Below are 21,819 nucleotides of genomic sequence, written 5' to 3'. Positions count from 1 at the left end.
GTGAGGTCACCCCTTCATTTGTTTTACGATTGCTTTTACTAATGCTAAGAAGTTAGCTTTAACACGTTCTGTCGTTTCGATTACTTCATCGTGATGAAGTGGCTGATCTAAAATACCAGCTGCCATATTTGAAATACAAGAAATACCAAGTACTTTCATACCAGCATGACGCGCTACAATTACTTCAGGTACTGTTGACATACCAACTGCATCTCCGCCAAGTGTACGAAGCATACGAATTTCAGCAGGTGTTTCATATACAGGACCTGTCATTCCAACGTATACACCTTCTTGTACTTTAATATTTAAGTCCGCTGCAACTTGTTTCGCCATTTCACGAAGTTCTGTCGTATATGATGTAGACATATCAGGGAAACGTACGCCCATTTCAGAATCATTCGGTCCGATTAATGGGTTTGTACCCATGAAGTTAATGTGGTCTGAAATTAACATAAGATCGCCTGGCTCAAATGATGTATTTACACCACCAGCTGCATTTGTTACAACAACTGTTTCTACACCTAGTTCTTTCATAACACGAACTGGGAATGTTACTTTTTGCATGTCGTATCCTTCATAGAAGTGGAAACGTCCTTGCATTGCTACTACTGTTACACCTTGAAGTGTACCGAATACTAGTTGACCTGCATGACCTTCTACAGTTGATACTGGGAATTCAGGGATTTCACTGTAAGGTACTGTTACTGCGTTCTCGATTTCATCTGCTAATACACCTAGTCCAGATCCAAGGATTAGTCCTACTTGTGGCGTTTCTTGAAATTTCTCTTTTAAGTATGAAGCTGATTTTGTAATAAGTTCACGATTCATTTGTTTATCCCCCTATTTCTTTAGCTCGTTTAAGAAGCTTGTTCCGTGTTCTGGCATTTTCACGCCGAAGTTTTCTGCTACCGTTGCACCAATATCAGCAAATGTTTGACGAAGTGCTAATTCTTGTCCGCCTTCTTTCATGCTTGGGCTATATGCTAATAACGGTACGTATTCACGTGTATGATCAGTACCAGGATGTACTGGGTCATTACCGTGGTCTGCTGTAATTAATAATAAATCATCTTCTTTTAGTTTTTCGAATACTTCTGGAAGACGAGCATCATACTCTTGCAGAGCTTCTCCGTACCCTTGTGGATCACGGCGGTGTCCAAATAATGCATCAAAGTCAACTAAGTTTAAGAAGCTAAGACCTGTAAAGTCCATGTTTAATGTATCTACAAGCTTGTCCATTCCATCCATATTTGATTTCGTACGAAGTGATTCAGTTACCCCTTCTCCATCATAAATGTCAGAGATTTTACCAATAGCAATTACATCATAATCGCTATCTTTTAGTTCATTCATTACTGTGCGACCAAATGGTTTTAACGCATAGTCATGACGATTTGGTGTACGTTTGAAGTTTCCTGGCTCTCCAACGAACGGACGAGCGATAACACGTCCTACCATGTACTTCTCATCTAACGTTAGTTCACGTGCAATTTTACAAATTTTATATAACTCATCAAGTGGCACTACTTCTTCGTGTGCTGCAATTTGTAGTACGCTATCTGCGGAAGTGTAAACGATTAAAGAGCCTGTTTCCATTTGCTCTTGACCAAGTTCATCAAGAATTTCAGTTCCAGAAGCTGGCTTATTACCGATAATTTTACGGCCTGTTTTTTCTTCTAATTCATCAAGTAATTCTTTCGGGAATCCTTCAGGGAACACTTGGAATGGTGTATCAATGTAAAGGCCCATGATTTCCCAGTGTCCTGTCATTGTATCTTTACCAGTAGATTTTTCTTGCATTTTTGTATAATATCCAAGCGGTTTTTCTACTTTAGAGATACCTTTCATTTCACGAATGTTACCAAGGCCTAATTTCACCATGTTAGGCATTTGTAACCCATTCATATGTTCAGCAATGTGACCAATTGTGTCAGATCCTAAATCACCAAATTGCTCAGCATCTGGTGCTTCACCGATTCCAACAGAATCCATTACGACTAGGAATATACGTTTATATTTATTCATAACTGCGACCTCCTATAAGTTCAGTTCTACTTCTTGTAGTATGTTCAAAACGCTATAAAGTGAAACTGTTCTCCATAAGAATTCTCTTTCGTTCTCATTGTCAAACAGTACTTCTTTAATTGATTCTCTAACCTATTTCGTTTACTTCGAAACGACTCAAAAACATTTCTAGTTTTCTCTAAGTCAGATGTCAGACATCTGATACAGATATCATAACATGTTTACGCTTTCTTTTTAATACATTTTCGTAGAATTTCTCATTTTCTTCACACTTCTATTGTAATCCATTATACAAATAAGTGCTAATTATTTTATGATTTATTTCTTCATATAAAGTGAAACTTTGATTAATAGGAGTTGAGTTCTTCTCCACTGATTATAAGCCCTCATCAATTGGACGTTTACGGAATAAAAATAAAAAGCAGCTCTAAAGAGCTACTTTTTATTTTACTTCTACTGTTTCTTCTTTATGTTCATGTAGTTCACCTTTTTTAACATGAACTTTCACTTTGTAAGAACCGTTTTCTTTGAAAGTATGTTTCGTTTCATACTCTCCTTTATTTCCTTCTTTCGCTGGAATAAATTCGTGTTTTTCAACACCATCTTTCCAAATCTCAAGTTGTACTTCAGCACCAGTTAACGCTTCTTCTTTTTGTTTTAAATGAACTTTCATAGTCGATTCAGCATTTGCTTTTATATCACCAGCCATAAGATGAATCATTGTATCGCTTTTATGATCGCCATGCCCTGCACCGTGATCACTATTTTCTTTTTTCACATCTTCTACTTTCGCATTTCCTACAGCCACTTTTACTTCTGGCATAACATGCATTTCACGTGCATTTGTGTGAGCGATAATATGGTATACTCCATCCGTCTCGAACGTTTTCTCCACTGCATAAACACCTTTTCCTTTATGCTTACCATCTAACATCTCGTGCTTTTCGTCGCCAGCTTTCCAAATTTCAAACTTTACATCATCAGCATCTGTTACTTTTTCTTTTCCTTGTGTAACAAGTGCTTGTACTTCTGTTTTTTCACCAGGTTTAATTTCTTTCGGATTTGTTTGAACTGCTACTTTTACAGCTTCTAGTTTCTGTTCTTTTTTCGGTTCTTCTTTGTTTGTATTACAGCCAGCCAATGCTAGCATCGCGATAAATAAAGTCATAATAAGTTTTTTCATCATCATTTCCTCCTTCATACCTTATTTAGTATAGAGGAAATACATTGTAATATTCTAGTCTTCTGCTGAAAACAATGTACGAAATGTTTGTGAAGTTTTTGTGAAGTACTGTAGCCTTTTGAATCTATGAAAAAAGAGCATAGTAACTATGCTCTCGGATGAAACTGTTTATATACATCTTTTAATCTAGCTTTTGAAACATGCGTATAAATTTGCGTCGTTGAAATATCTGCATGTCCAAGCATTTCTTGCACAGCACGCAAGTCTGCTCCATTTTCTAATAAATGCGTAGCAAAAGAATGGCGCAACGTATGCGGTGTAAGCTCTTTTTCAATATTTGCTTCTTTCGCCAATCGTTTTAAAATTTTCCAAAATCCTTGTCTTGATAATCGATTCCCATGATGGTTTAAAAAGAGTGCATCTACTACTTTTTTACCCATCAATTCTCTTCTTCCCTTTTCAATATACTTTTGAATCGCTTCCGTCGCTAAACTTCCTAGTGGAATAATTCTTTCTTTATTCCCTTTCCCTATGCAACGAACAAATCCCATCGTTAAATGTACATCTTCTAAATTTAAGGCAATTAATTCCGAAACACGAAGTCCTGTTGCATACAATAACTCTAGCATCGCTTTGTCACGAACCCCAAAAGCACTCGTCATTTTTGGCGTCTGAAGTAACGCCTCTACTTCATCGATTGATAGTACTTTCGGTAATTTCCGTTCTCCTTGCGGCGTTTCAATATGTACGGATGGGTCGTGCTCTACCGCTCGTTCACGAAGTAAAAATTGGTGAAACGAACGAATCGATGCAATATGACGTGCTAATGTTTTCGAAGATTTTCCGTTTTCTTTTAAGTGCTGCAGAAAATTAACAATGTGCAAGCGTGTCACTTCATGAAAGCTTTTCGCCTGTTCTACATTTTGCAAATACTTTACATAACTTTTTAAATCACGTTCATAAGATACTACTGTATTTTTCGCTAGCCCTTTTTCGACAACCATATAATGAATAAAATCTTTTAATTGATCTTCCAATCTACACTACTCCCCATTTTCATAGAAAAACATCATTCTATTTACGAAAGCATCCTTTGCCGGCTCTTCATTCCCTGATACTTTTTCTACAGTCTCTTCTTTTGGCTTTTCATAACGATGATAGCTTTCATATTCTTCATTTATCCATAGTATAGCGAAATAAAACAAAATCGTACAACTTGTAAATAATAAAAATACTTTTATCCCATCAAAAGTTAATTTTAAAGCTCGGCGCATTGTAAATTCCTCCAAAATATAAGTTATTACAACATATGCCAAGCTTTCACCAATTTATACCTTATTCAAATAAAAAACCTCTTCCTAGTTAAATAGGAAAAGGTTATTTTTCATCCGTTTCATTTTCTTGACAATTTTTACAAATCCCATGGAATGTTAAACGATGATCCTTCACCTTAAAGCTCCAGTCATGTTCTACTTTCCTTTCCACTTCACCAAGTAAATCTTCTTGTATTTCTTGTACAGCACCACATTGTGTACAAATCAAATGATGGTGGAAACGCTGCGCACCTTCTTGGCGTAAGTCATAGCGTGAAACACCGTCTCCGAAGTTAATCTTATCGACAACTTTTAACTCAGATAATAGTTCTAAAGTTCGATAGACGGTTGCTAATCCGATCTCTGGCGACTTTTCTTTTACAAGGAGGTAAACATCTTCTGCGCTTAAATGATCTTCTTCATTTTCTAGCAGCACACGAACTGTTGCTTCACGTTGCGGTGTTAATTTGTAGCTCGCTGCATGTAATTGCTTCTTAATTCGTTCAATTCTTTCTTCCATTCGGTACTACTCCCTCCTCGCCACTCTTACACCATTATATCAGAAGAAGGGCTTCTGTCAAAAGAAAAACAATAAAAACAAATTGATAATTATTCTCAAAAAGTATTTATTGTTTATTAATAGCCTCAACGACTTCTTTCATTAAAACTGGTGATGCATAAGCTTCTACACTAGAAGCAAGAGCTAACACTACTCCGATTACAAGAAAGAAGCATGTATAACGAATTAATAATGGTAATAGCGGTTCGGTTATTTTCCGAATAAATTGATGTCTAATCATCCGTAAGGAAAAGCTTGCGGCAATTGTTGTCATAACGAGAAATACTGGAATAATAATGAGATTTTGTGGCAATACAGAAACGAATGCTAATAATAATCCATTCCATCCATGCTGACTTACTAAAAAACCTACTGTAAATCCGACAACTACTCCTTTTACAAATAATAAAATAAAAATAAGTGGCAATCCAATAATTGAAATCCCCAAAATCCAAATAAATCCAATGTATTTTAATTGCGAAAAGTAACTTTCTCGAAACATTTCGCTCGCAACAGCAAATTCTCCTTTAGAAACTTGTCCAAAAAAACGTTGTAAATAAAATGATAAATCTTGTTTTTGATTTAATTGTAAACTATTTACAAGAATGGCCCCAAATATTACTCCCATCAATAATAAAACAGCGTTAAATATATATAATGAAGAGTTTTCCTGTATGTGAGACATTACACGGTCTTGCCAAGTTTTTCTCCACATTTTTCTTCCCTCCGTTCACACTCTTACTAAAAATGTATGAAAGAAAGAAAAAAGTATGACGAATTAACATTGAAATTCCGCTCTACTTTGCTAAACTAAAAAGTAGAGAATAGGAGGGATTTCTCTTGAAACCATTATTATTAGATTTTCCAACATTATTTCAAACTGAACGCTTACAAGTTCGTAAGCCATTTCCAGGTGATGGTGCAGAAGTGTATGAAGCAATCCAAGCTTCTCTAGAAGACTTAGTACCGTGGATGCCAATTAACGCTGAAACAGAAGAAAGTGCTGAAGAAATCGTTCGTAACGCTCACGGGCAGTTTTTACTTCGTGAAACACTTGATTTTCACTTATACGATAAAGTATCTGGTACATTCATCGGAGCTATAACGCTCAAGCCTGAAAACTGGGATATTCCAAAGTTTTCACTTCACTTCTGGCTGCATAGCGCTTATACAAAACAAGGCTATATGACTGAAGCCATTAAAGGTGCCATTCAATTTGCCTTTGATAAGCTAAGTGCTAGAAGAATTGAAATTCGTACTGATGCAACAAATGCAAATGCATGTAACCTAGCAGAACGTTTAGAATTTATTCTAGAAGGTACAATGGAAAATGATTTCATAGCACCAGATGGTAGCTTACGTGATGCACGCGTATACGCAAAAATCAATTAAAAAACACTCGCCTTTGGCGAGTGTTTATTTTTGTAGTTGTAAATATTGTACTGCAAACATCGTCTTCGCATCATGAATACGAAGATCTTTCATAAGAATAATCGCTTCTTCTAACGATACTTCCATCAATTCCACGAATTCATCTTCATCTAATTCGGCTTTATTTTCTTTTTTCGTCAAACCTGTCGCTTTATATACATATAAAATTTCATCTGCAAATCCTGGAGATGTATAGAAAGAAGTAATAAGCTCCATATTTTCACATACATATCCTGTTTCCTCTTCTAATTCACGAACTGCTGTCACCTCAGGTTTTTCACCAGGTTCTAACTTGCCGGCCGGAATTTCTATAATCGCCTTTTCAAGCGCTTTACGATACTGCTCGACAAGCACAATTTTCCCCTCATCAGTAATAGCAATAATAGCAACTGCACCAGGGTGATTTACAATTTCACGTTTACTCATTGCTCCATTTGGTAATACTACATCATCAACACGAACTTTTATAACTCTACCATCAAAAATCGGTTCAGTTTTTACTGTTCTCTCTGCAAGATTACTCATACTACTTCATCTCCCTGTTCTATTTCCTATTCTTTCCTCATACATTTTACCACATTGAAAGGAGCGTGATAGAAATGAAAGTTTATATTTTACCAAATCGCGTCACTTTAGTCGGAAAAGCATGGCAAATTCGCCATAAGCTAAAACAATATGGAAAAGAGTATACAACTGTACAAGAGTGGATTACAGCAAATAAAGTGAAACTTTAATCAGTGGGGGTTTTCTTCATCCCCCACTGATTATTAGTTGAACCAATCGGACTTTTATGGGCAGTTGATTTCTCACCTAACTTCTTTGCTCTCGCTGAATTTTGAGGTGGGGGGTCTTACTGCCCATTAAAGCGGGATAAAAAGTAAACGTTTGTCAACCTCTTTTCCCTTGCGTACAATAAAGGTAAGGAGGTTGACCTATGAAAAAACGTCAATTAGGAAACTCAGATTTGTTTGTGACAGAAATGGGACTTGGCTGTATGTCTCTCGGTACATCTGAAACAGAAGCTATGCGTATTATCGATGAAGCAATCGATTTAGGAATCAATTTTTTTGATACAGCGGATTTATATGATTATGGATTAAACGAAGAATTTGTTGGAAAAGCCTTAAAAGGGAAACGAGACCAAATTGTTCTTACAACAAAAGTTGGAAATCGATGGACAGAAGAAAAAAACGGGTGGTCTTGGGATCCTTCTAAAAATTACATAAAGGCTGAAGTGAAAGAAAGTTTACGTAGACTTCAAACTGATTATATTGATCTTTATCAACTTCACGGCGGGACGATTGAAGATCCAATAGATGAAACAATTGAAGCCTTTGAAGAATTAAAAAAAGAAGGTATTATTCGTCATTACGGTATTTCTTCTATACGTCCAAATGTTATCCGTGAATATGCTAAACGTTCCAATATCATTAGTGTGCTAATGGAATATAGCCTTTTAAATCGTCGCCCTGAAGAATGGTTCTCACTTCTAAGTGAACATCAAATTAGCATTATTGCTCGTGGGCCACTTGCAAAAGGAATTTTAACTGATAATAATGCAAGAAAGATAGAAAGAGTAAAAGAAAAGAATTATCTTTCTTATTCTTACGATGAATTATATGCGACACTCGCGAATGTAAAAGAAATAATCGGAGAAAGCTCTTTAACAGGAACAGCTATTCAATATTGCTTACATAACGAAACTGTTGCAGCTGTTATACCTGGTGCAAGCTCTATTGGGCAATTGAAAGAAAATGCCCAGGCTAGTAAACAAACACAGTTAACAACAGCTCAATATATACAACTTCAGCAAATTGCTAAATGTGATACTTACGCTTTACATCGTTAAAAAGACGCTACCATACTGGTAGCGTCTTTTTATAGCGTATCATATTTATCCGGATTCGTTCCTACATGTAAATTACGATTTAACGTATTAATTTGATTCATCTCTTCTTCCGTTAATGAAAAATCAAAGATAGAAAAATTCTCCTTAATGCGAGATGGTGTAACAGATTTAGGAATCGTCACTACCCCGCTCTGAATATCCCATCTTAATATAACTTGCGCAGGTGTTTTTTCATATTTCGTAGCAACGGCCTGAATAATCGGGTTCTCGAATACTTCCCCGCCTCTCATTAATGGGCTCCATGCTTCCATTTGAATTTGCTCACCTTGACAGAAATTACGCAATTCAAATTGCGCTAACATCGGATGAAGTTCCACTTGGTTGACCATCGGCTTCACTTTACAATTTGGTAATAACAGTTCTAAATGATGTTTATGAAAATTTGAAACACCAATCGCGCGCACTTTACCTTCTTCATACAGTTTTTCTAGCGCTCGGTACGTATCGACATACTTCCCTCTTATTGGCCAATGTATTAAATATAAATCTACATAGTCCATTTGTAATTTCTTTAAGCTTTTTTCAAACGCCTCAAGTGTTTCCTCGTATCCTTGATCGTCGTTCCAAACTTTTGTTGTAATAAATATGTCTTCTCTCGGAATCCCTGATTCACGAACCGCTTCTCCGACACCGCTTTCATTTTCATATACAGTTGCTGTATCAATCGAACGATATCCAACTTCTAACGCTGTTTTTACTGCTTGTTTTACTTCATCGCCTTCTTTCGCTTTATAAACGCCTAGACCAATCATCGGCATTTTTACGCCATTATGAAGTGTAGTTGTTGGAATGTGCACAGTCGTCTCCCTTTCATTCTTACATTTTTTATAAGCCACCACTTTATTTCAACAAGATTCAACCAAAAAGTCAAAACATATGTACAGTTTACATAATAATTTTATACACTAAAACGCAAACTCAATTATTCATATTTCCTTCTCTCCATTCTTTCGCTTTTTCATCAACACTACGCACAAACTCATTTTTTCCTTCCGTATATAACGTGCCATCATATGTATATTTTTCGGCTAATTCTTTCTTTAAGGCTGCATATGCCTCTGCTTCTTCACAATGAGCCATCATATAATCACGAAACGCTAAATGCCTTACTATCTCAGGATTTCCTTTTTCAAAAACGTGTAAGTGATACGAGCGTTTTTCCTCAGTTCCATGAATAAAATAACGACGTCTTGAAATACCATTTTCCCCTTTTACGATATAACCAAGCTCTTCAAAACGTTCATTCCAATGATCTACTCTGTCGATACACTCTACTTCCATAATCATATCTATAATTGGTTTAGCTGCCAGTCCTGGCACTGATGTACTTCCAATATGATGGACTTTCACCATTTCTGGCATCGCCGATTTTAATCGTTCGGCCTCTATTTGAAATTTTTCATTCCAATGATTTTCATGCGGAACGACTACAATTTTTCTCATTAAAACTCCCCTTTTCTTACAAGCTCGTCAAAAAAATGATCAGCGGTATGCACTGATCATTTTTTATATTATTTAAAGTCTTTCCAAGTAAGGCTACTTTCACTTAACAGTTCTTCAAATGATTTATTCTTTTCACGTTCTTTTTGTTCTTGGCGCTTTCTTTCCAGTTCAGCTGCCTCTTTTTCTTCTTCTCTCACTTGCAATTCTTTCTTCTTATTCTTTAATTGCTGCATGAGTGAATCATTTAATTGATCGCCTAATGTAAGCGACTCTTTCTCTGGTCTATTCACTTGCGATTGTCTTTGCATTTGTCTTTGTTTCTTTTTCTTCATGCTACTCACCTTTTACTTTTTTCTCCATTATAGTAGATACACAATGAACTCGACAATAAAAAAGGTTCGTTACTCTATTATTCACTTTTTGTAAATATGTTAATTTTTCGAAAAAACTAAATTTTTATATAGATATAATCCTATGAATCTATTAAAATTATGTCGTATGATGTCAGATTATAAAAAAAGGAGAAATGAATTATGTGGAAAAAAATCATTCCTGCTGTTGCCGTTTTAAGCACCATAACTTTTTCAAGCGTATTTGCCGCTCCCCCATCCCAGATTCCAGCTGAACAAAACCGCTACGTAGACGTACAAATGCTTGGTATTAATGATTTCCATGGACAACTAGATACTGTTAAAAAAATTAATAACAAAGAAGCTGGTGGCGCTGATTACTTAGCTACTTATTTAAAAGAACGTAAAAAGCAAAACCCTAATACACTTCTCGTACATGCTGGCGATATCGTCGGAGCTAGTCCACCAGTTTCAGCGTTGTTACAAGATGAACCAACGATTGAATTTTTAAATGACTTAAAATTCGATGTTGGTACAATCGGAAACCATGAATTTGATGAAGGTATCGATGAAATGAAACGCCTCATTTACGGTGGATATCACGAGAAAACAGGTAATTTCAAAGGTGCTAACTTCCCTTATGTCGCTGCTAACTTCTATAACAAATCAACTGGTCGCTTATTTTTACCACCATTTACTGTAAAAATGGTAGATGGTGTTCCTGTAGGATTCATTGGCGTTGTTACAACTGATACGCCAAATGTCGTGATGCCTACTATGCTTAAAAATGTACAGATCACTGACGAAGTAGAAGCAATTAATAAATCAGCGCAACAATTAAAGCGTCTCGGTGTTAAATCCATCGTCGTCCTTGCCCATGTCGGCGGAACAACTGATGAGTCTGGCGTGACAAATGGAGAGCTTACTCGAATTGCAAATGAAACAGACTCGGAAGTTGATGTTATTTTCGGTGGACATAGTCACACGTATGTAAATGGTACTGTAAATAATAAACTAATCGTCCAAGCGAACTCTTATGGAACAGCTTTCTCAGACGTAGATGTAACAATTGATCGTAAAACAAAAGATATTGTAAAGAAAAAAGCTGAAGTGATTACAACATATCATGAAGGTGTGGAACCTGATAAACAAGTAAAACAAAAAATAGATCAATATAAAGAAACAATCGCACCACTTGTAAATGAAGTTGTAGGAAAATCTACAGCACCTATCGACCGTAAACAAAATGATGCTGGTGAATCTACTCTTGGGAATGTAATTGCCGACGCACAGCGTCAAACGATGCAAGCTCAAATCGCACTTATGAATCCTGGTGGCATTCGTAATGACGTAGATGCTGGCGATATTACTTGGGGCGAATTATATGGCGTTCAGCCTTTTGGAAACCAATTGATTAAAATCGATTTAACAGGTCAAGATATTCGCGACATTTTAAATCAGCAATGGCAAAAAGGAACAACAAGAATGCTTCAAATTTCAGGTATTCAATATACGTGGGATGCAAATAAACCAAACGGTGAAAAGGTTACGAATATACGCTTAACAAATGGCGAAGAGTTATCTCCATCTAAAACGTATAGCGTAGTTGCGAATGCTTTCTTAGCTTCTGGCGGTGACGGATTCGTATCATTTAAAAATGGGAAGAATTCAGAAACTGGTCCAAACGACTTTGAAGCGCTAGTCGATTATGTAAAACAATTAAAAGAACCAATTCAGCCAGTTATTGATGGAAGAATTCAAAAGGTAAATTAAGTATTTCCCTAATATGCGATCCAGATTTTATTGTAAAGGATACGCACTTATACTTAATCCACAATATTAGTAAAACCTAAAAAGGATACTCGTTCTTACAATGAACATAGTATCCTTTTCTTTAGTTATCAAAGTGTGATGTTTTGTTAAAATCATACTGTTGTAAAAATTGTTGTAACGCCTCTTCTACAAGTTTAGATTTTTGAATTCCTTTCGATTCTGATATAACGTCTAATTTTGCTAATATTTCTTTATTAATAGAAAAGGTACGTTTCTTTTTCTCTGTACTTATACTCATAATGGGCACAATTACTTCTTCTCTCTTTCTTAATAACTCATAAATACTTTGTAATTGCTCATAAATTAATAATTGATAATCCGTTTTCGCATATTGAAGGGCTGTCGCTTCTTGGAGTTGTAAGTGACGCGGTTCTTCTCCATCTCCTACAAAAATACGTTTCTTCTGTTCTCCATCATATTCGTATCCAATCAATCTTAATTTCTTTGATAATGTATATGGGCTTATTTCAAGACGTTTTGCTATAATAGCGATGGATTCACGTCTATTTAAGCAATCTATAATTTCTCCAATCGTCACAATTTCCCTCCTCCCGTGTTGAAATGACACTAGTATGGTATGTTACAATGATTTTCTAACAGTATATGCAAAACGAATAGCCTGTGCGATTCATACGATTTCAGAAAAGGAGGATTTCCATATGCTTTTTCGTAGCTATACCCCACAGTTTTATAATGAAAATAAACAACTCATTCCTAATAGTATTGCTACGATGGAAAGCGTTATGATTCATAATCGAAAACAAACTCTCCTTATGCGCGGGCAAAACATAGAGCAGCCAATTTTATTATGTTGTCATGGCGGACCTGGCATGGCACAAATTGGATTTATTCGTCATTTTCAAAAAGAATTGGAGAAACACTTCATCGTTATTAATTGGGATCAGCGCGGGGCAGGTAAATCCTTTTCAATGAAAGATTTCGGAGCAAATTTTACAATCGAACAATTCGTTTCCGATGCAAAAGAAGTGATTCAATATGTACTTAAAAAGTTCAATAAACAGAAACTATTTCTCGCTGGTCATTCTTGGGGAAGCATTATTGGGCTTAACATAGCACATCAATATCCACAGTATATCGAGGCTTACATCGGTATTGGGCAGATTGTACATATGAAACAAAACGAAGAATTGCTATATCAGCATTTAATTCGTTCTGCAAAAAAACATGATCATAAAAAAGCATTAGCGTCCCTTTTGAAATTAGGCAAACCACCATTTTTAGATACGAGACGCCTTATTATTCAAAGAAAGTGGCTTGGCACATTCGGCGGAGCAATCCAAAACGGATCTTCCTTTTCTTTCATACGAAAAGGCTTCTTTTCCCCTGAATATACGCTATTAGATTGGTTCAAGTTTCTCGCAGGAAATTTAAAATCTGGCGTTTTATGGGAAGAAATGTTGACAATCGATTTCTTTTCTTCTATTTCAAGCTTATCTATTCCGGTTTATTTTTGTTCTGGTCGCTATGATTATCAAACTCCTTATGCTCTCGTTCAGGAATATTGTGATGTGATAGAAGCCCCCATAAAAAAAATGATTTGGTTCCCAAATTCAGCACATTCTCCTGATTTAGAAGAACCAGAATTATTCGCCAATTCTTTACAATCAATTAAACAAGAGCTAGCTTTTCAACATTAGTAACAAAAGGCTCTTTTACATTTCATAGAAAACAATTTATAATAATATGTCACAACTATGTATAAATATAGCAAAGTGCTTCATATTTACTTGCCTTAGCACAATAAAATTTTAGGGAGATTACATTTATTATGAATGCTGTACTCGTCGCAGTAGCAGTTATGCTATTGCTTAGTTTGTTACGTGTCCAGGTCATTGTCGCCATCATTGTTGGAGCTTTAACAGGCGGAATTATCGGTGGACTCGGTATTTCAGAAACTATTAACACTTTTACAACTGGCCTTGGAAACAGTGCTCCAATCGCTTTAAGTTATGCAATGCTTGGCGGTTTCGCTATTTCCCTTTCCAAAACAGGACTTCCAGATGCCATGATTCAAACTGCACTAAAATGGATTGGCAATGAACAAGACACGAAAAAACAAGTTTATTCTAAAATACTTATTTTATTCATCATTTTAACGATGGCTTGTTTCTCACAAAATGTGATTCCTGTTCATATCGCTTTCATCCCTATCTTAATTCCAGCACTTTTAAAAGTATTAAATGAGCTGAAAGTGGATCGCCGACTTGTTACATGTATTATTACATTCGGATTGATTACTCCTTATATGTGGATTCCAGCAGGGTTCGGAAAAATTTATCATGACGTATTGCAAACAAATGCTGCGCAAAGTGGTCTTACATTTGATGTCGCACTTATTCCAAAAGCAATGACTATTCCAGCAATCGGTATGATTATTGGATTATGTGTAGCGGTATTCATTACGTACCGGAAACCTCGTACGTATGAAACAGAACAAGTTCATACTACCGCAAATGAAATCGTTCCCTATACAAAACGTAGCATTATTTTCGGATTGTTATCTATCATAGCCACATTAACTGTTCAATTAGCAACAGAATCAATGATTTTCGGTGCTTTAGCGGGGATTATCGTCTTATCAGTAAGTGGTAGTCTACCTCTTAAAGAAGCAGATGCGATATTAACAAGCGGAATGCGCATGATGTCCTTTATCGGTTTTGTTATGATTGCTGCCGCTGGATTTGGCGCTGTTCTTCGAAAAACAGGACATGTTGAATCTCTTGTGCAAACGAGTGCACATATAATTGGAAATAACAAACCACTCGCTGCATTTCTTATGCTTGTGATTGGACTTCTCGTTACGATGGGAATTGGTTCATCCTTTTCAACCATCCCTATTTTAACAACAATTTTTGTGCCTCTTTGCATGCAGCTTGGATTTAGTCCAATGGCCACAATTGCAATTATCGGTACAGCTGGAGCGCTAGGCGATGCGGGATCTCCAGCATCAGATAGTACACTTGGGCCAACATCCGGTTTAAATGCTGATGGTCAACACCATCATATATGGGATACATGTGTACCAACTTTTCTGCATTATAATATACCGTTACTTATATTCGGCTTTATTGCCGCAATTACATTATAAAAGGTGCGTTTTATACGCACCTTTTACTTTTTTATTTTTTCTTTTAATTGTTGTAAAGCTATTTTCCCATTTTCTTCGGCGCAACTTTCAATTTTCATGAGTGACGAGCCTATCCATTCACTGTCTATGCTCCCGTTCGGTCCGATAATTTTCAACTTATCCGGTATACGGATATTGAAATTTTTCGCTGCTTGAATTAACTCAAAAGTAACCTTTTCACTTGAAGTTACAATTCCATCTATATACGGGTAAGTTTGTAAGAATGTAATAAACTGTTTATTCGTATACCCTTGTACACATACTTCTCGATAAGAGATCCCTTCCTCCCAAACAGCGTCTAAAAATCCTGATATGTGCTCTTCCATTTCTTCACTATCTTCTCCCTCATCGAAATAAGCAAGAAATTGACAGCCTTTTTCTTTTAATAAAGAAACCGTTCTTTGTCCACTTTCATAATAATTTGCATGGGATTTTTTTTCATCAATCACAACAAACGGAAGTGGAATTTCTCCTATACTTTTAAAAACGGATCTTGTTAAAATAACACCTGCAACGTTATTTTCCTTCAACATATATATGTATCTATCTTTATTCTCTATATTACAAACAATGATTTGATATCCTTCTTTATATGCTATTTCCTCAATACAATGTAGCAAAGTGATGTTTGATAGGTCATATAGATTATCTACAAGTAATGCAATTATCGTTGAATTCTCTTTAAATAATGGCTTTGCTGCATTATTTGGCCTATAACGTAATTCCTCAATTGCTTCCTTTACTTGTTTTACTGTGTCCTCATGAACGTATCCTTTTTCATTAATAACTCGTGAAACGGTTGCGACTGAAACACCTGCCAATTTTGCAACATCACGTATAGTTGCCACATCGTCACCCCTTAATATGGTAATAGATTACAATTTTACGGTAACCTAAATTACAATATTCGTCAAGGTTAATAACTTATATTTCTGAAAATTGTTACATCAGTTTATTAAACGATACTCCAACTGTATTTCATGTAAAATTGGGATGTTATCATATCCGATACGCGGAATTTCTTTCTTTATTTTTCGTGCCTCTTCCACTGCATTCACATATAAATTAGTCATCATAAAATTACGTTTTTGGTAAAAACGTAACGCATTCATATTATCATTTGTTGTTATGAGCCAAACCCGCCCGCACCGTTCTTCTTCTGCAACTTGTAATACACAATCTACAAGTTTCGTCCCTATTCCTTTTCTTTCTTCAAAGCTATCTAACGATACAATTTCACACATATTTCCGGTCACTTCATACGTTATAATTCCGATTATTCTGTCATCCGAGAGCGCAACAAATCCTGGCAACTCTTCTAACTGATGCCCCTTACCACGTGAAACCATCAATGAACTCCCCCAGTTCTCACACATGAACATTCGGATTGTTTCTTTCATCGCTGGCGTAATTTTTTGTATATACACCATTTCCTATTTCTCCCCTTTTCTATCATTGTGATACAATGTAAGTGTATCACATGTAACGGTATTTGGAGGATGAGGTAAAGTATGAAACGTTTTTTTGCAGCATTGTTTACTATACTAGGTGCGATAACTGCCCTTGGGATTTTCTTTACAAATAAAGTGATGTACTTAAAGAAAAAAACAGAGGAAGAAGTACTCGAAAGAGAAACGAAAAAACATTTTCGTTTAGAGGATTTTGATGCTCTTCATAAAGAAGAAATTCATATTCCTTCGCAATTCGGATATGATCTTCACGGATATTACATTCCTGCTAGTCATTCCAATAAGTTTATGATTTTTTGTCACGGCGTAACTGTAAATAAAATGAACTCTGTAAAATATGCAAGGTTATTTTTAAACAGAGGGTATAATGTCGTTATTTATGATCATCGTCGTCATGGTAAAACTGGCGGAAAAACAACAAGCTATGGATACTATGAAAAACATGATTTAAAATCTGTAGTTGACTGGCTAAAAAGTCGCTTTGGAACAAATATAACACTCGGTATTCATGGTGAATCTATGGGAGCTGCAACACTTCTTCAATACGCAGGACTTGTAGAAGATGGTGCTGATTTCTATATTGCAGATTGTCCTTTTTCTGATTTCTACGGGCAATTACAACACCGTTTAAAGGTTGAATTCCATTTACCTAAATGGCCTTTATTACCTTTAGCAAATGCTTTTTTAAAAGTACGTGACGGTTATACGATTCGCGAAGTTTCACCAATCGATTGTATAAAAAATATTAATAATCCCGTCCTCTTTATTCATAGTAAAGAGGATGATTATATTTTAGCTGATATGACGAAATCACTATATGAAGCAAAAGAAAACAATAAACAACTTTATATTGCAGAACGCGGTGCACACGCTTGCTCTTATAACGAAAATAAAGAAGAGTATGAAGCAGCCGTTGATCAATTTTTAAACTCATATGTAAAAGAAACAAAAAACAGGCTTGCATAAGCCTGTTTTTTTATTGCGCTAAAACGTCTGTAACTTGTTCCATATTTACAGAAATCCATTGCATTGCATCATCTAACGTTGGAAATTCTGTCGTTTGAAATGTTACTTCATCTTGAAGTAACCAAACATCCTTTGCCTCTTGCCCTACACCTGCAATGGACCAATGTAACAAACTATATGGATGATTATCATTCAAAAATGATGCCCACGTGCGCTCATTTGCAATGTTTCGTAATGTATGTAATTGTTTATCCATCTCTCGTCACCTTACTCTAGTCAGTTATAAAAAACATTATAACACTCTCTTCTCTCCCAAAGAAAGTGCTCACTTTATATTGTCAAGTACTTCTCTTAATTATATGATGAAATTAAGCGTTTGGGAAGGAGGGATGGCGTTGGCGAAAGTACAAATTAAAGTAAATGATAATGGCTCTTTTCGCGTTACAGGGGACGTGGAATTAGTCGATTCACAAGGGAATGTATTCCCAGCAAAACCGGCATTTTCTTTATGCCGTTGTGGTTTATCAAAAAATATGCCTTATTGCGATGCTTCGCATAAAGGGAAATTCGAGTCTGTCGTTAGAGCACCAGAGGCAGAATAATTTCACATGTGACATGCACATTTTTTTGTGCATGTTTTTTCTTTTCATTAACTCTCGTCCCCCTTTTCCTTACAACATTCCTCGTACTTTTGTCCTCATTCCAACTTACATATATTTTCACACAATTCTTCACATTCGAATATTTTTTTCTAGCCTTTTATTTTTTTTGTGCTATAATTTGAGCAAACAACATCCTTCGGGGTCGGGTGAAATTCCCAACCGGCGGTGATGAAGTGCAAACTTCTAAGTCCGTGACCCGTTTTCAACTCGAAAACGGTGGATCTAGTGAAACTCTAGGGCCGACAGTATAGTCTGGATGGGAGAAGGATATGTTTTCTAGTAATTTTATATAGCGAATACACTTTTATTTCAGTATGCATATTTTTAAAGTTTCGTTTTGAATCTTTATATATGTTTTATTTTGTATACTTATGTTTCTATACTGAAATAAAAAGATACGACTAGCGTTTGAAAAATCCGATATTTTTGCTAGTATTTTTCCTTATGCAAAAATACCAATCATCGTTAGGTTTCTTTCCTGTACTTTCGTATTCGAACTATATTTCTAGAAATCACGTCTCCCAAACCCCAAGGATATAAAATCCTTGGGGTTTTTTGATTTTTTCAGGAGAGGTGAAGAGAATGACAGATCAAGAATATATGAGGATTGCCCTGCAGTTAGCAGAAGGGACATCTGGACAAACAAGTCCAAATCCTATGGTTGGTGCTGTTGTTGTAAAAGAAGGAAACATCGTCGGTATTGGTGCTCATTTACGTGCTGGTGAAGAACACGCAGAAGTTCACGCGCTTCATATGGCTGGTGAAAAAGCAAAAGGAGCCACCGTTTATGTAACACTTGAACCGTGTAGCCATTTTGGAAAAACACCACCTTGCTGTGAATTGCTCATCAAAAAAGGAGTCAAACGGGTTGTAATTGCTACTCTTGATTGCAATCCTCTCGTTTCTGGTACTGGAAAAAGGAGATTAGAAGAAGCTGGCATCGAGGTAGCTACCGGTGTTCTTGAAACAGAAGCCACCTTATTAAATCGTTTCTTTTTTCACTACATGAAAACGAAGCGTCCATTTGTAACAATAAAAACAGCGATGAGCTTAGATGGAAAAACAGCAACTGTCACGGGTGAAAGTAAGTGGATTACAGGTGAAGAAGCACGAGCTGATGTTCACCAATATCGTCATACACATGATGCGATTCTCGTTGGAGTGAATACAGTTATAGCTGATAATCCGCATTTAACGACAAGAATTCCTAACGGGGGTAAAAATCCTATTCGTGTTATTTTAGATACCCATTTACGAACGCCACCATCTTCTCATGTCATAACAGATGGTTTAGCACCGACATGGATTATTGTCGGTAAGGATGTAAATAAAGAGAAAATAGCTTCTTATGAATCTGAAAATATAGCTATATTCCAAATGAAAACAAAACATATAGAAATCAAGGACCTCCTTTTCTTTCTTGGAGAGAAGCAAATTCTTTCTCTATTCGTTGAAGGTGGTCAAACAGTTCACGCAAGCTTCTTACAAACAAAGCATCTCAATGAAATTGTAACTTATATAAGCCCCAAATTAATTGGCGGGAAAGATGCCCCTACTTTATTTGGGGGAAATGGTTTCGCAGCATTACATGATGCACTTTCCTTGGAAATTCAAGAGATGAAACAAGTTGGTGATGATATAAAAATCGTTGCGAATGCCCGAAGTGAGGTGACGGAATGTTTACAGGAATTGTAGAAGAATTAGGAACGATTGCAAACATGCATCAAAGCGGAGAAGCGATGAAGTTAACGATCCATGCAAATAATATTTTATCAGATGTTCACTTAGGTGATAGTATCGCGGTTAACGGTATTTGCTTAACTGTAACGAGTTTCACAACAACTTCATTCACAGTGGACGCAATGCCTGAAACGATGCAATCAACATCACTTCGCATGCTTAAACAACACTCTAAAGTAAATTTAGAGCGGGCGATAGCTGCAAACGGACGATTCGGTGGACATTTCGTTTCAGGACATATTGATGGCATCGGAACGATATTAAACAAAAAACAACACTATAATGCCGTCTATTACAAAATAGCTATTGCTGATGAATTGCTGCGCTATTGTTTGCATAAAGGATCCGTTGCTGTTGATGGAACGAGTTTAACAATATTTGATATAGACAAATCTTCCATCACAATCTCACTCATCCCGCACACAGTAAGCGAATCTGTTATCGGAGCAAAGAATGCCGGTGACATCGTAAACATTGAGTGTGACATGATCGGTAAATATATCGAACGCTTTATTTCTAAACCTGTAAAACGAACAGGTTCAATGAGCGAAAGCTTTTTACAAGAAAACGGATTTCTATAAGGGGGAAGCATTATGTTTCATCGTATTGAAGAAGCTCTAGAAGATTTAAAACAAGGAAAAGTCGTTATCGTATGCGATGATGAAAACCGTGAAAATGAAGGCGACTTTATCGCTTTAGCAGAGTATATTACGCCAGAAACGATTAACTTTATGATTACACATGGGCGTGGTCTCGTTTGTGTACCGATTACGGAAGAATACGCAGAACGTCTACAATTAGAACCAATGGTAGCTCATAATACAGATTCGCATCATACTGCATTTACAGTGAGTATTGATCATGTTTCTACAACAACAGGGATTAGCGCTCACGAACGGGCAACTACGATACAAGAATTATTAAACCTTGCATCAAAAGGTGCTGATTTCAATCGTCCTGGACATATCTTTCCATTAATTGCGAAAGAAGGCGGTGTCTTGCGCCGTGCTGGTCATACAGAAGCTGCCGTCGATTTAGCACAGCTTTGCGGAGCAGAACCAGCTGGAGTCATTTGTGAGATTATCAATGAGGACGGTACGATGGCTCGCGTACCTGATTTACTACAGTGCGCAAAACAATTTGATATAAAAATGATTACAATAGAAGATTTAATTGCTTATCGCCGCCACCATGAAACACTAGTGACGCGAGAAGTGGAAATTACATTACCTACAGATTTCGGTACTTTCCATGCAATTGGCTATTCTAATTCATTAGATACGAAAGAGCATATCGCACTCGTAAAAGGTGATATTTCAACAGGAGAGCCTGTACTTGTACGCGTTCATTCAGAGTGCTTAACAGGAGATGTATTTGGCTCATGCCGCTGTGATTGCGGACCACAACTCCATGCTGCACTTGCTCAAATTGAACGTGAAGGAAAAGGCGTTCTTCTTTATATGAGACAAGAAGGACGAGGCATCGGCCTTCTTAATAAGCTTCGCGCTTATAAGTTACAAGAAGAAGGATTCGATACGGTAGAAGCAAACGAAAAACTTGGATTCCCAGCTGATTTGCGTGATTACGGTATTGGCGCTCAAATTTTAAAAGATTTAGGTTTACAACAGTTACGATTATTAACGAATAACCCGCGAAAAATTGCTGGCTTACAAGGTTACGATTTAGAAGTAATCGAGCGTGTTCCATTGCAAATGCCAACAAAAGAAGAGAATAAAACGTATTTACAAACGAAAGTAAACAAATTAGGACATTTACTAAACTTATAAT

26 protein-coding genes and 1 riboswitch are annotated in these 21,819 nt (G+C 36.4%); of the genes, 11 read left to right on the top strand and 15 right to left on the bottom strand.

From position 1 onward, the window contains the following. Positions 1–6: 6 nt before the first annotated feature. The 7 genes from DN394_RS06765 to spoIIM all read right to left on the bottom strand — a co-directional run bounded on the left by DN394_RS06765 (position 7) and on the right by spoIIM (position 5,765). Complete coding sequence (locus tag DN394_RS06765) at positions 7–828, bottom strand: purine-nucleoside phosphorylase (protein WP_001078444.1); 822 nt, start codon at positions 826–828, stop codon at positions 7–9. Positions 829–840: 12 nt separating this feature from the next. Then, entirely contained in the window at positions 841–2,025 is a 1,185-nt protein-coding gene (gene deoB, locus DN394_RS06760) for a phosphopentomutase (protein WP_097917818.1), read from the bottom strand. A 442-nt stretch (positions 2,026–2,467) separates the two neighbouring features. Continuing rightward, the gene (locus DN394_RS06755; protein ID WP_141498571.1) at positions 2,468–3,211 is read right to left on the bottom strand and encodes a FixH family protein; all 744 of its coding nucleotides are present in this window, start codon (positions 3,209–3,211) and stop codon (positions 2,468–2,470) included. Positions 3,212–3,354: 143 nt separating this feature from the next. Further along, complete coding sequence (gene xerD / locus DN394_RS06750; protein ID WP_000390083.1) at positions 3,355–4,245, bottom strand: site-specific tyrosine recombinase XerD; 891 nt, start codon at positions 4,243–4,245, stop codon at positions 3,355–3,357. 6 nt (positions 4,246–4,251) lie between these two features. After that, positions 4,252–4,482, bottom strand: a complete 231-nt coding sequence (locus DN394_RS06745; protein ID WP_001250432.1) for a YqzK family protein — start codon at positions 4,480–4,482, stop codon at positions 4,252–4,254. A 103-nt stretch (positions 4,483–4,585) separates the two neighbouring features. Then, a complete protein-coding gene (fur, locus tag DN394_RS06740) occupies positions 4,586–5,041 on the bottom strand; it encodes a ferric iron uptake transcriptional regulator (RefSeq protein ID WP_000392655.1) in 456 nt (151 codons plus the stop codon). A 106-nt stretch (positions 5,042–5,147) separates the two neighbouring features. Further along, a complete protein-coding gene (spoIIM, locus tag DN394_RS06735) occupies positions 5,148–5,765 on the bottom strand; it encodes a stage II sporulation protein M (RefSeq protein WP_223261357.1) in 618 nt (205 codons plus the stop codon). 155 nt (positions 5,766–5,920) lie between these two features. On the opposite strand from spoIIM, the gene DN394_RS06730 reads away from it, so the two are divergent. After that, a complete protein-coding gene (locus DN394_RS06730) occupies positions 5,921–6,472 on the top strand; it encodes a GNAT family N-acetyltransferase (RefSeq protein ID WP_000803489.1) in 552 nt (183 codons plus the stop codon). A 24-nt stretch (positions 6,473–6,496) separates the two neighbouring features. On the opposite strand, the gene DN394_RS06725 is transcribed toward DN394_RS06730, so the two are convergent. Further along, a complete protein-coding gene (locus tag DN394_RS06725) occupies positions 6,497–7,036 on the bottom strand; it encodes an NUDIX domain-containing protein (protein ID WP_000067040.1) in 540 nt (179 codons plus the stop codon). Positions 7,037–7,110: 74 nt separating this feature from the next. On the opposite strand from DN394_RS06725, the gene mciZ reads away from it, so the two are divergent. Next, positions 7,111–7,245, top strand: coding sequence for a Z-ring formation inhibitor MciZ (gene mciZ, locus DN394_RS06720; protein WP_000870297.1), 135 nt, complete (start codon positions 7,111–7,113; stop codon positions 7,243–7,245). A gap of 200 nt (positions 7,246–7,445) precedes the next feature. Beyond that, complete coding sequence (gene lolS, locus DN394_RS06715; RefSeq protein WP_046957472.1) at positions 7,446–8,360, top strand: aldo/keto reductase; 915 nt, start codon at positions 7,446–7,448, stop codon at positions 8,358–8,360. 29 nt (positions 8,361–8,389) lie between these two features. Here the strand turns inward: lolS and DN394_RS06710 are convergent, their stop codons facing one another. The 3 genes from DN394_RS06710 to DN394_RS06700 all read right to left on the bottom strand — a co-directional run bounded on the left by DN394_RS06710 (position 8,390) and on the right by DN394_RS06700 (position 10,195). After that, entirely contained in the window at positions 8,390–9,217 is an 828-nt protein-coding gene (locus DN394_RS06710; RefSeq protein ID WP_097915924.1) for an aldo/keto reductase, read from the bottom strand. A gap of 121 nt (positions 9,218–9,338) precedes the next feature. Continuing rightward, the gene (locus DN394_RS06705) at positions 9,339–9,863 is read right to left on the bottom strand and encodes a GrpB family protein (RefSeq protein WP_098091974.1); all 525 of its coding nucleotides are present in this window, start codon (positions 9,861–9,863) and stop codon (positions 9,339–9,341) included. 68 nt (positions 9,864–9,931) lie between these two features. After that, a complete protein-coding gene (locus DN394_RS06700) occupies positions 9,932–10,195 on the bottom strand; it encodes a YqkE family protein (protein ID WP_098091975.1) in 264 nt (87 codons plus the stop codon). A 201-nt stretch (positions 10,196–10,396) separates the two neighbouring features. Here DN394_RS06700 and DN394_RS06695 point away from each other — a divergent pair, with 201 nt between their 5' ends. Then, on the top strand, positions 10,397–11,986 hold the full coding sequence (locus tag DN394_RS06695; protein ID WP_046957474.1) for a bifunctional metallophosphatase/5'-nucleotidase: 1,590 nt from the start codon (positions 10,397–10,399) through the stop codon (positions 11,984–11,986). Between the two features lie 121 nt (positions 11,987–12,107). Here DN394_RS06695 and DN394_RS06690 read toward each other — a convergent pair whose 3' ends face one another. Further along, a complete protein-coding gene (locus tag DN394_RS06690; RefSeq protein ID WP_046957475.1) occupies positions 12,108–12,584 on the bottom strand; it encodes a ribbon-helix-helix domain-containing protein in 477 nt (158 codons plus the stop codon). A gap of 121 nt (positions 12,585–12,705) precedes the next feature. On the opposite strand from DN394_RS06690, the gene DN394_RS06685 reads away from it, so the two are divergent. Together DN394_RS06685 and DN394_RS06680 are read left to right on the top strand one after the other, a co-directional pair. Beyond that, on the top strand, positions 12,706–13,704 hold the full coding sequence (locus DN394_RS06685; RefSeq protein WP_048546285.1) for an alpha/beta fold hydrolase: 999 nt from the start codon (positions 12,706–12,708) through the stop codon (positions 13,702–13,704). Positions 13,705–13,835: 131 nt separating this feature from the next. Further along, positions 13,836–15,155 carry a Na+/H+ antiporter family protein gene (locus DN394_RS06680; protein WP_098091977.1) on the top strand — a complete coding sequence of 440 codons (1,320 nt, stop codon included), beginning with the start codon at positions 13,836–13,838 and terminating at the stop codon, positions 15,153–15,155. A gap of 23 nt (positions 15,156–15,178) precedes the next feature. Here DN394_RS06680 and DN394_RS06675 read toward each other — a convergent pair whose 3' ends face one another. Both DN394_RS06675 and DN394_RS06670 read right to left on the bottom strand, forming a co-directional pair. Next, positions 15,179–16,042 carry a LacI family DNA-binding transcriptional regulator gene (locus DN394_RS06675; protein ID WP_000201337.1) on the bottom strand — a complete coding sequence of 288 codons (864 nt, stop codon included), beginning with the start codon at positions 16,040–16,042 and terminating at the stop codon, positions 15,179–15,181. A gap of 99 nt (positions 16,043–16,141) precedes the next feature. After that, positions 16,142–16,624: a GNAT family N-acetyltransferase gene (locus DN394_RS06670; RefSeq protein ID WP_000262551.1), complete on the bottom strand. Its 483-nt coding sequence runs from the start codon at positions 16,622–16,624 to the stop codon at positions 16,142–16,144. An 81-nt stretch (positions 16,625–16,705) separates the two neighbouring features. Here DN394_RS06670 and DN394_RS06665 point away from each other — a divergent pair, with 81 nt between their 5' ends. After that, positions 16,706–17,629, top strand: a complete 924-nt coding sequence (locus DN394_RS06665; RefSeq protein WP_098091978.1) for an alpha/beta hydrolase — start codon at positions 16,706–16,708, stop codon at positions 17,627–17,629. Positions 17,630–17,639: 10 nt separating this feature from the next. Here DN394_RS06665 and DN394_RS06660 read toward each other — a convergent pair whose 3' ends face one another. Continuing rightward, positions 17,640–17,885, bottom strand: a complete 246-nt coding sequence (locus DN394_RS06660; RefSeq protein WP_000360794.1) for a DUF2552 family protein — start codon at positions 17,883–17,885, stop codon at positions 17,640–17,642. Between the two features lie 139 nt (positions 17,886–18,024). On the opposite strand from DN394_RS06660, the gene DN394_RS06655 reads away from it, so the two are divergent. The 4 genes from DN394_RS06655 (at position 18,025) to ribBA (ending at position 21,818) form a co-directional block, all read left to right on the top strand. Next, positions 18,025–18,231 carry a CDGSH iron-sulfur domain-containing protein gene (locus DN394_RS06655; protein ID WP_001151582.1) on the top strand — a complete coding sequence of 69 codons (207 nt, stop codon included), beginning with the start codon at positions 18,025–18,027 and terminating at the stop codon, positions 18,229–18,231. Between the two features lie 188 nt (positions 18,232–18,419). Continuing rightward, positions 18,420–18,563: riboswitch (FMN riboswitch) on the top strand. Positions 18,564–18,873: 310 nt separating this feature from the next. Next, positions 18,874–19,986: a bifunctional diaminohydroxyphosphoribosylaminopyrimidine deaminase/5-amino-6-(5-phosphoribosylamino)uracil reductase RibD gene (gene ribD, locus DN394_RS06650; protein ID WP_000131998.1), complete on the top strand. Its 1,113-nt coding sequence runs from the start codon at positions 18,874–18,876 to the stop codon at positions 19,984–19,986. Then, positions 19,968–20,612 carry a riboflavin synthase gene (ribE, locus tag DN394_RS06645; protein WP_000493897.1) on the top strand — a complete coding sequence of 215 codons (645 nt, stop codon included), beginning with the start codon at positions 19,968–19,970 and terminating at the stop codon, positions 20,610–20,612. Before ribD ends, ribE begins: the two co-directional genes overlap by 19 nt. A gap of 12 nt (positions 20,613–20,624) precedes the next feature. Continuing rightward, the gene (gene ribBA, locus DN394_RS06640) at positions 20,625–21,818 is read left to right on the top strand and encodes a bifunctional 3,4-dihydroxy-2-butanone 4-phosphate synthase/GTP cyclohydrolase II (protein WP_149293687.1); all 1,194 of its coding nucleotides are present in this window, start codon (positions 20,625–20,627) and stop codon (positions 21,816–21,818) included. The last annotated feature ends 1 nt before the right edge of the window (position 21,819 follow it).

It is taken from the genome of Bacillus sp. BB081, from assembly GCF_008368895.1.
GTDB lineage: Bacteria > Bacillota > Bacilli > Bacillales > Bacillaceae_G > Bacillus_A > Bacillus_A wiedmannii.
The sequence above is the reverse complement of the archived record's forward strand: the minus strand, read 5'-3'. Positions and strand labels throughout refer to the sequence as shown.

Excerpts from the sequence above, each read along its gene's own strand:
- DN394_RS06725 (WP_000067040.1), bottom strand. The coding sequence starts at position 7,036 with ATGAGTAATCTTGCAGAGAGAACAGTAAAAACTGAACCGATTTTTGAT.
- spoIIM (WP_223261357.1), bottom strand. The coding sequence starts at position 5,765 with ATGTCTCACATACAGGAAAACTCTTCATTATATATATTTAACGCTGTT.
- mciZ (WP_000870297.1), top strand. The coding sequence starts at position 7,111 with ATGAAAGTTTATATTTTACCAAATCGCGTCACTTTAGTCGGAAAAGCA.
- DN394_RS06695 (WP_046957474.1), top strand. The coding sequence starts at position 10,397 with ATGTGGAAAAAAATCATTCCTGCTGTTGCCGTTTTAAGCACCATAACT.
- DN394_RS06755 (WP_141498571.1), bottom strand. The coding sequence starts at position 3,211 with ATGATGAAAAAACTTATTATGACTTTATTTATCGCGATGCTAGCATTG.
- DN394_RS06745 (WP_001250432.1), bottom strand. The coding sequence starts at position 4,482 with ATGCGCCGAGCTTTAAAATTAACTTTTGATGGGATAAAAGTATTTTTA.
- DN394_RS06705 (WP_098091974.1), bottom strand. The coding sequence starts at position 9,863 with ATGAGAAAAATTGTAGTCGTTCCGCATGAAAATCATTGGAATGAAAAA.
- lolS (WP_046957472.1), top strand. The coding sequence starts at position 7,446 with ATGAAAAAACGTCAATTAGGAAACTCAGATTTGTTTGTGACAGAAATG.
- DN394_RS06700 (WP_098091975.1), bottom strand. The coding sequence starts at position 10,195 with ATGAAGAAAAAGAAACAAAGACAAATGCAAAGACAATCGCAAGTGAAT.
- ribD (WP_000131998.1), top strand. The coding sequence starts at position 18,874 with ATGACAGATCAAGAATATATGAGGATTGCCCTGCAGTTAGCAGAAGGG.
- DN394_RS06765 (WP_001078444.1), bottom strand. The coding sequence starts at position 828 with ATGAATCGTGAACTTATTACAAAATCAGCTTCATACTTAAAAGAGAAA.
- fur (WP_000392655.1), bottom strand. The coding sequence starts at position 5,041 with ATGGAAGAAAGAATTGAACGAATTAAGAAGCAATTACATGCAGCGAGC.
- DN394_RS06665 (WP_098091978.1), top strand. The coding sequence starts at position 16,706 with ATGAAACGTTTTTTTGCAGCATTGTTTACTATACTAGGTGCGATAACT.
- DN394_RS06680 (WP_098091977.1), top strand. The coding sequence starts at position 13,836 with ATGAATGCTGTACTCGTCGCAGTAGCAGTTATGCTATTGCTTAGTTTG.
- DN394_RS06670 (WP_000262551.1), bottom strand. The coding sequence starts at position 16,624 with ATGGTGTATATACAAAAAATTACGCCAGCGATGAAAGAAACAATCCGA.
- DN394_RS06660 (WP_000360794.1), bottom strand. The coding sequence starts at position 17,885 with ATGGATAAACAATTACATACATTACGAAACATTGCAAATGAGCGCACG.
- ribBA (WP_149293687.1), top strand. The coding sequence starts at position 20,625 with ATGTTTCATCGTATTGAAGAAGCTCTAGAAGATTTAAAACAAGGAAAA.
- ribE (WP_000493897.1), top strand. The coding sequence starts at position 19,968 with ATGTTTACAGGAATTGTAGAAGAATTAGGAACGATTGCAAACATGCAT.
- deoB (WP_097917818.1), bottom strand. The coding sequence starts at position 2,025 with ATGAATAAATATAAACGTATATTCCTAGTCGTAATGGATTCTGTTGGA.
- DN394_RS06685 (WP_048546285.1), top strand. The coding sequence starts at position 12,706 with ATGCTTTTTCGTAGCTATACCCCACAGTTTTATAATGAAAATAAACAA.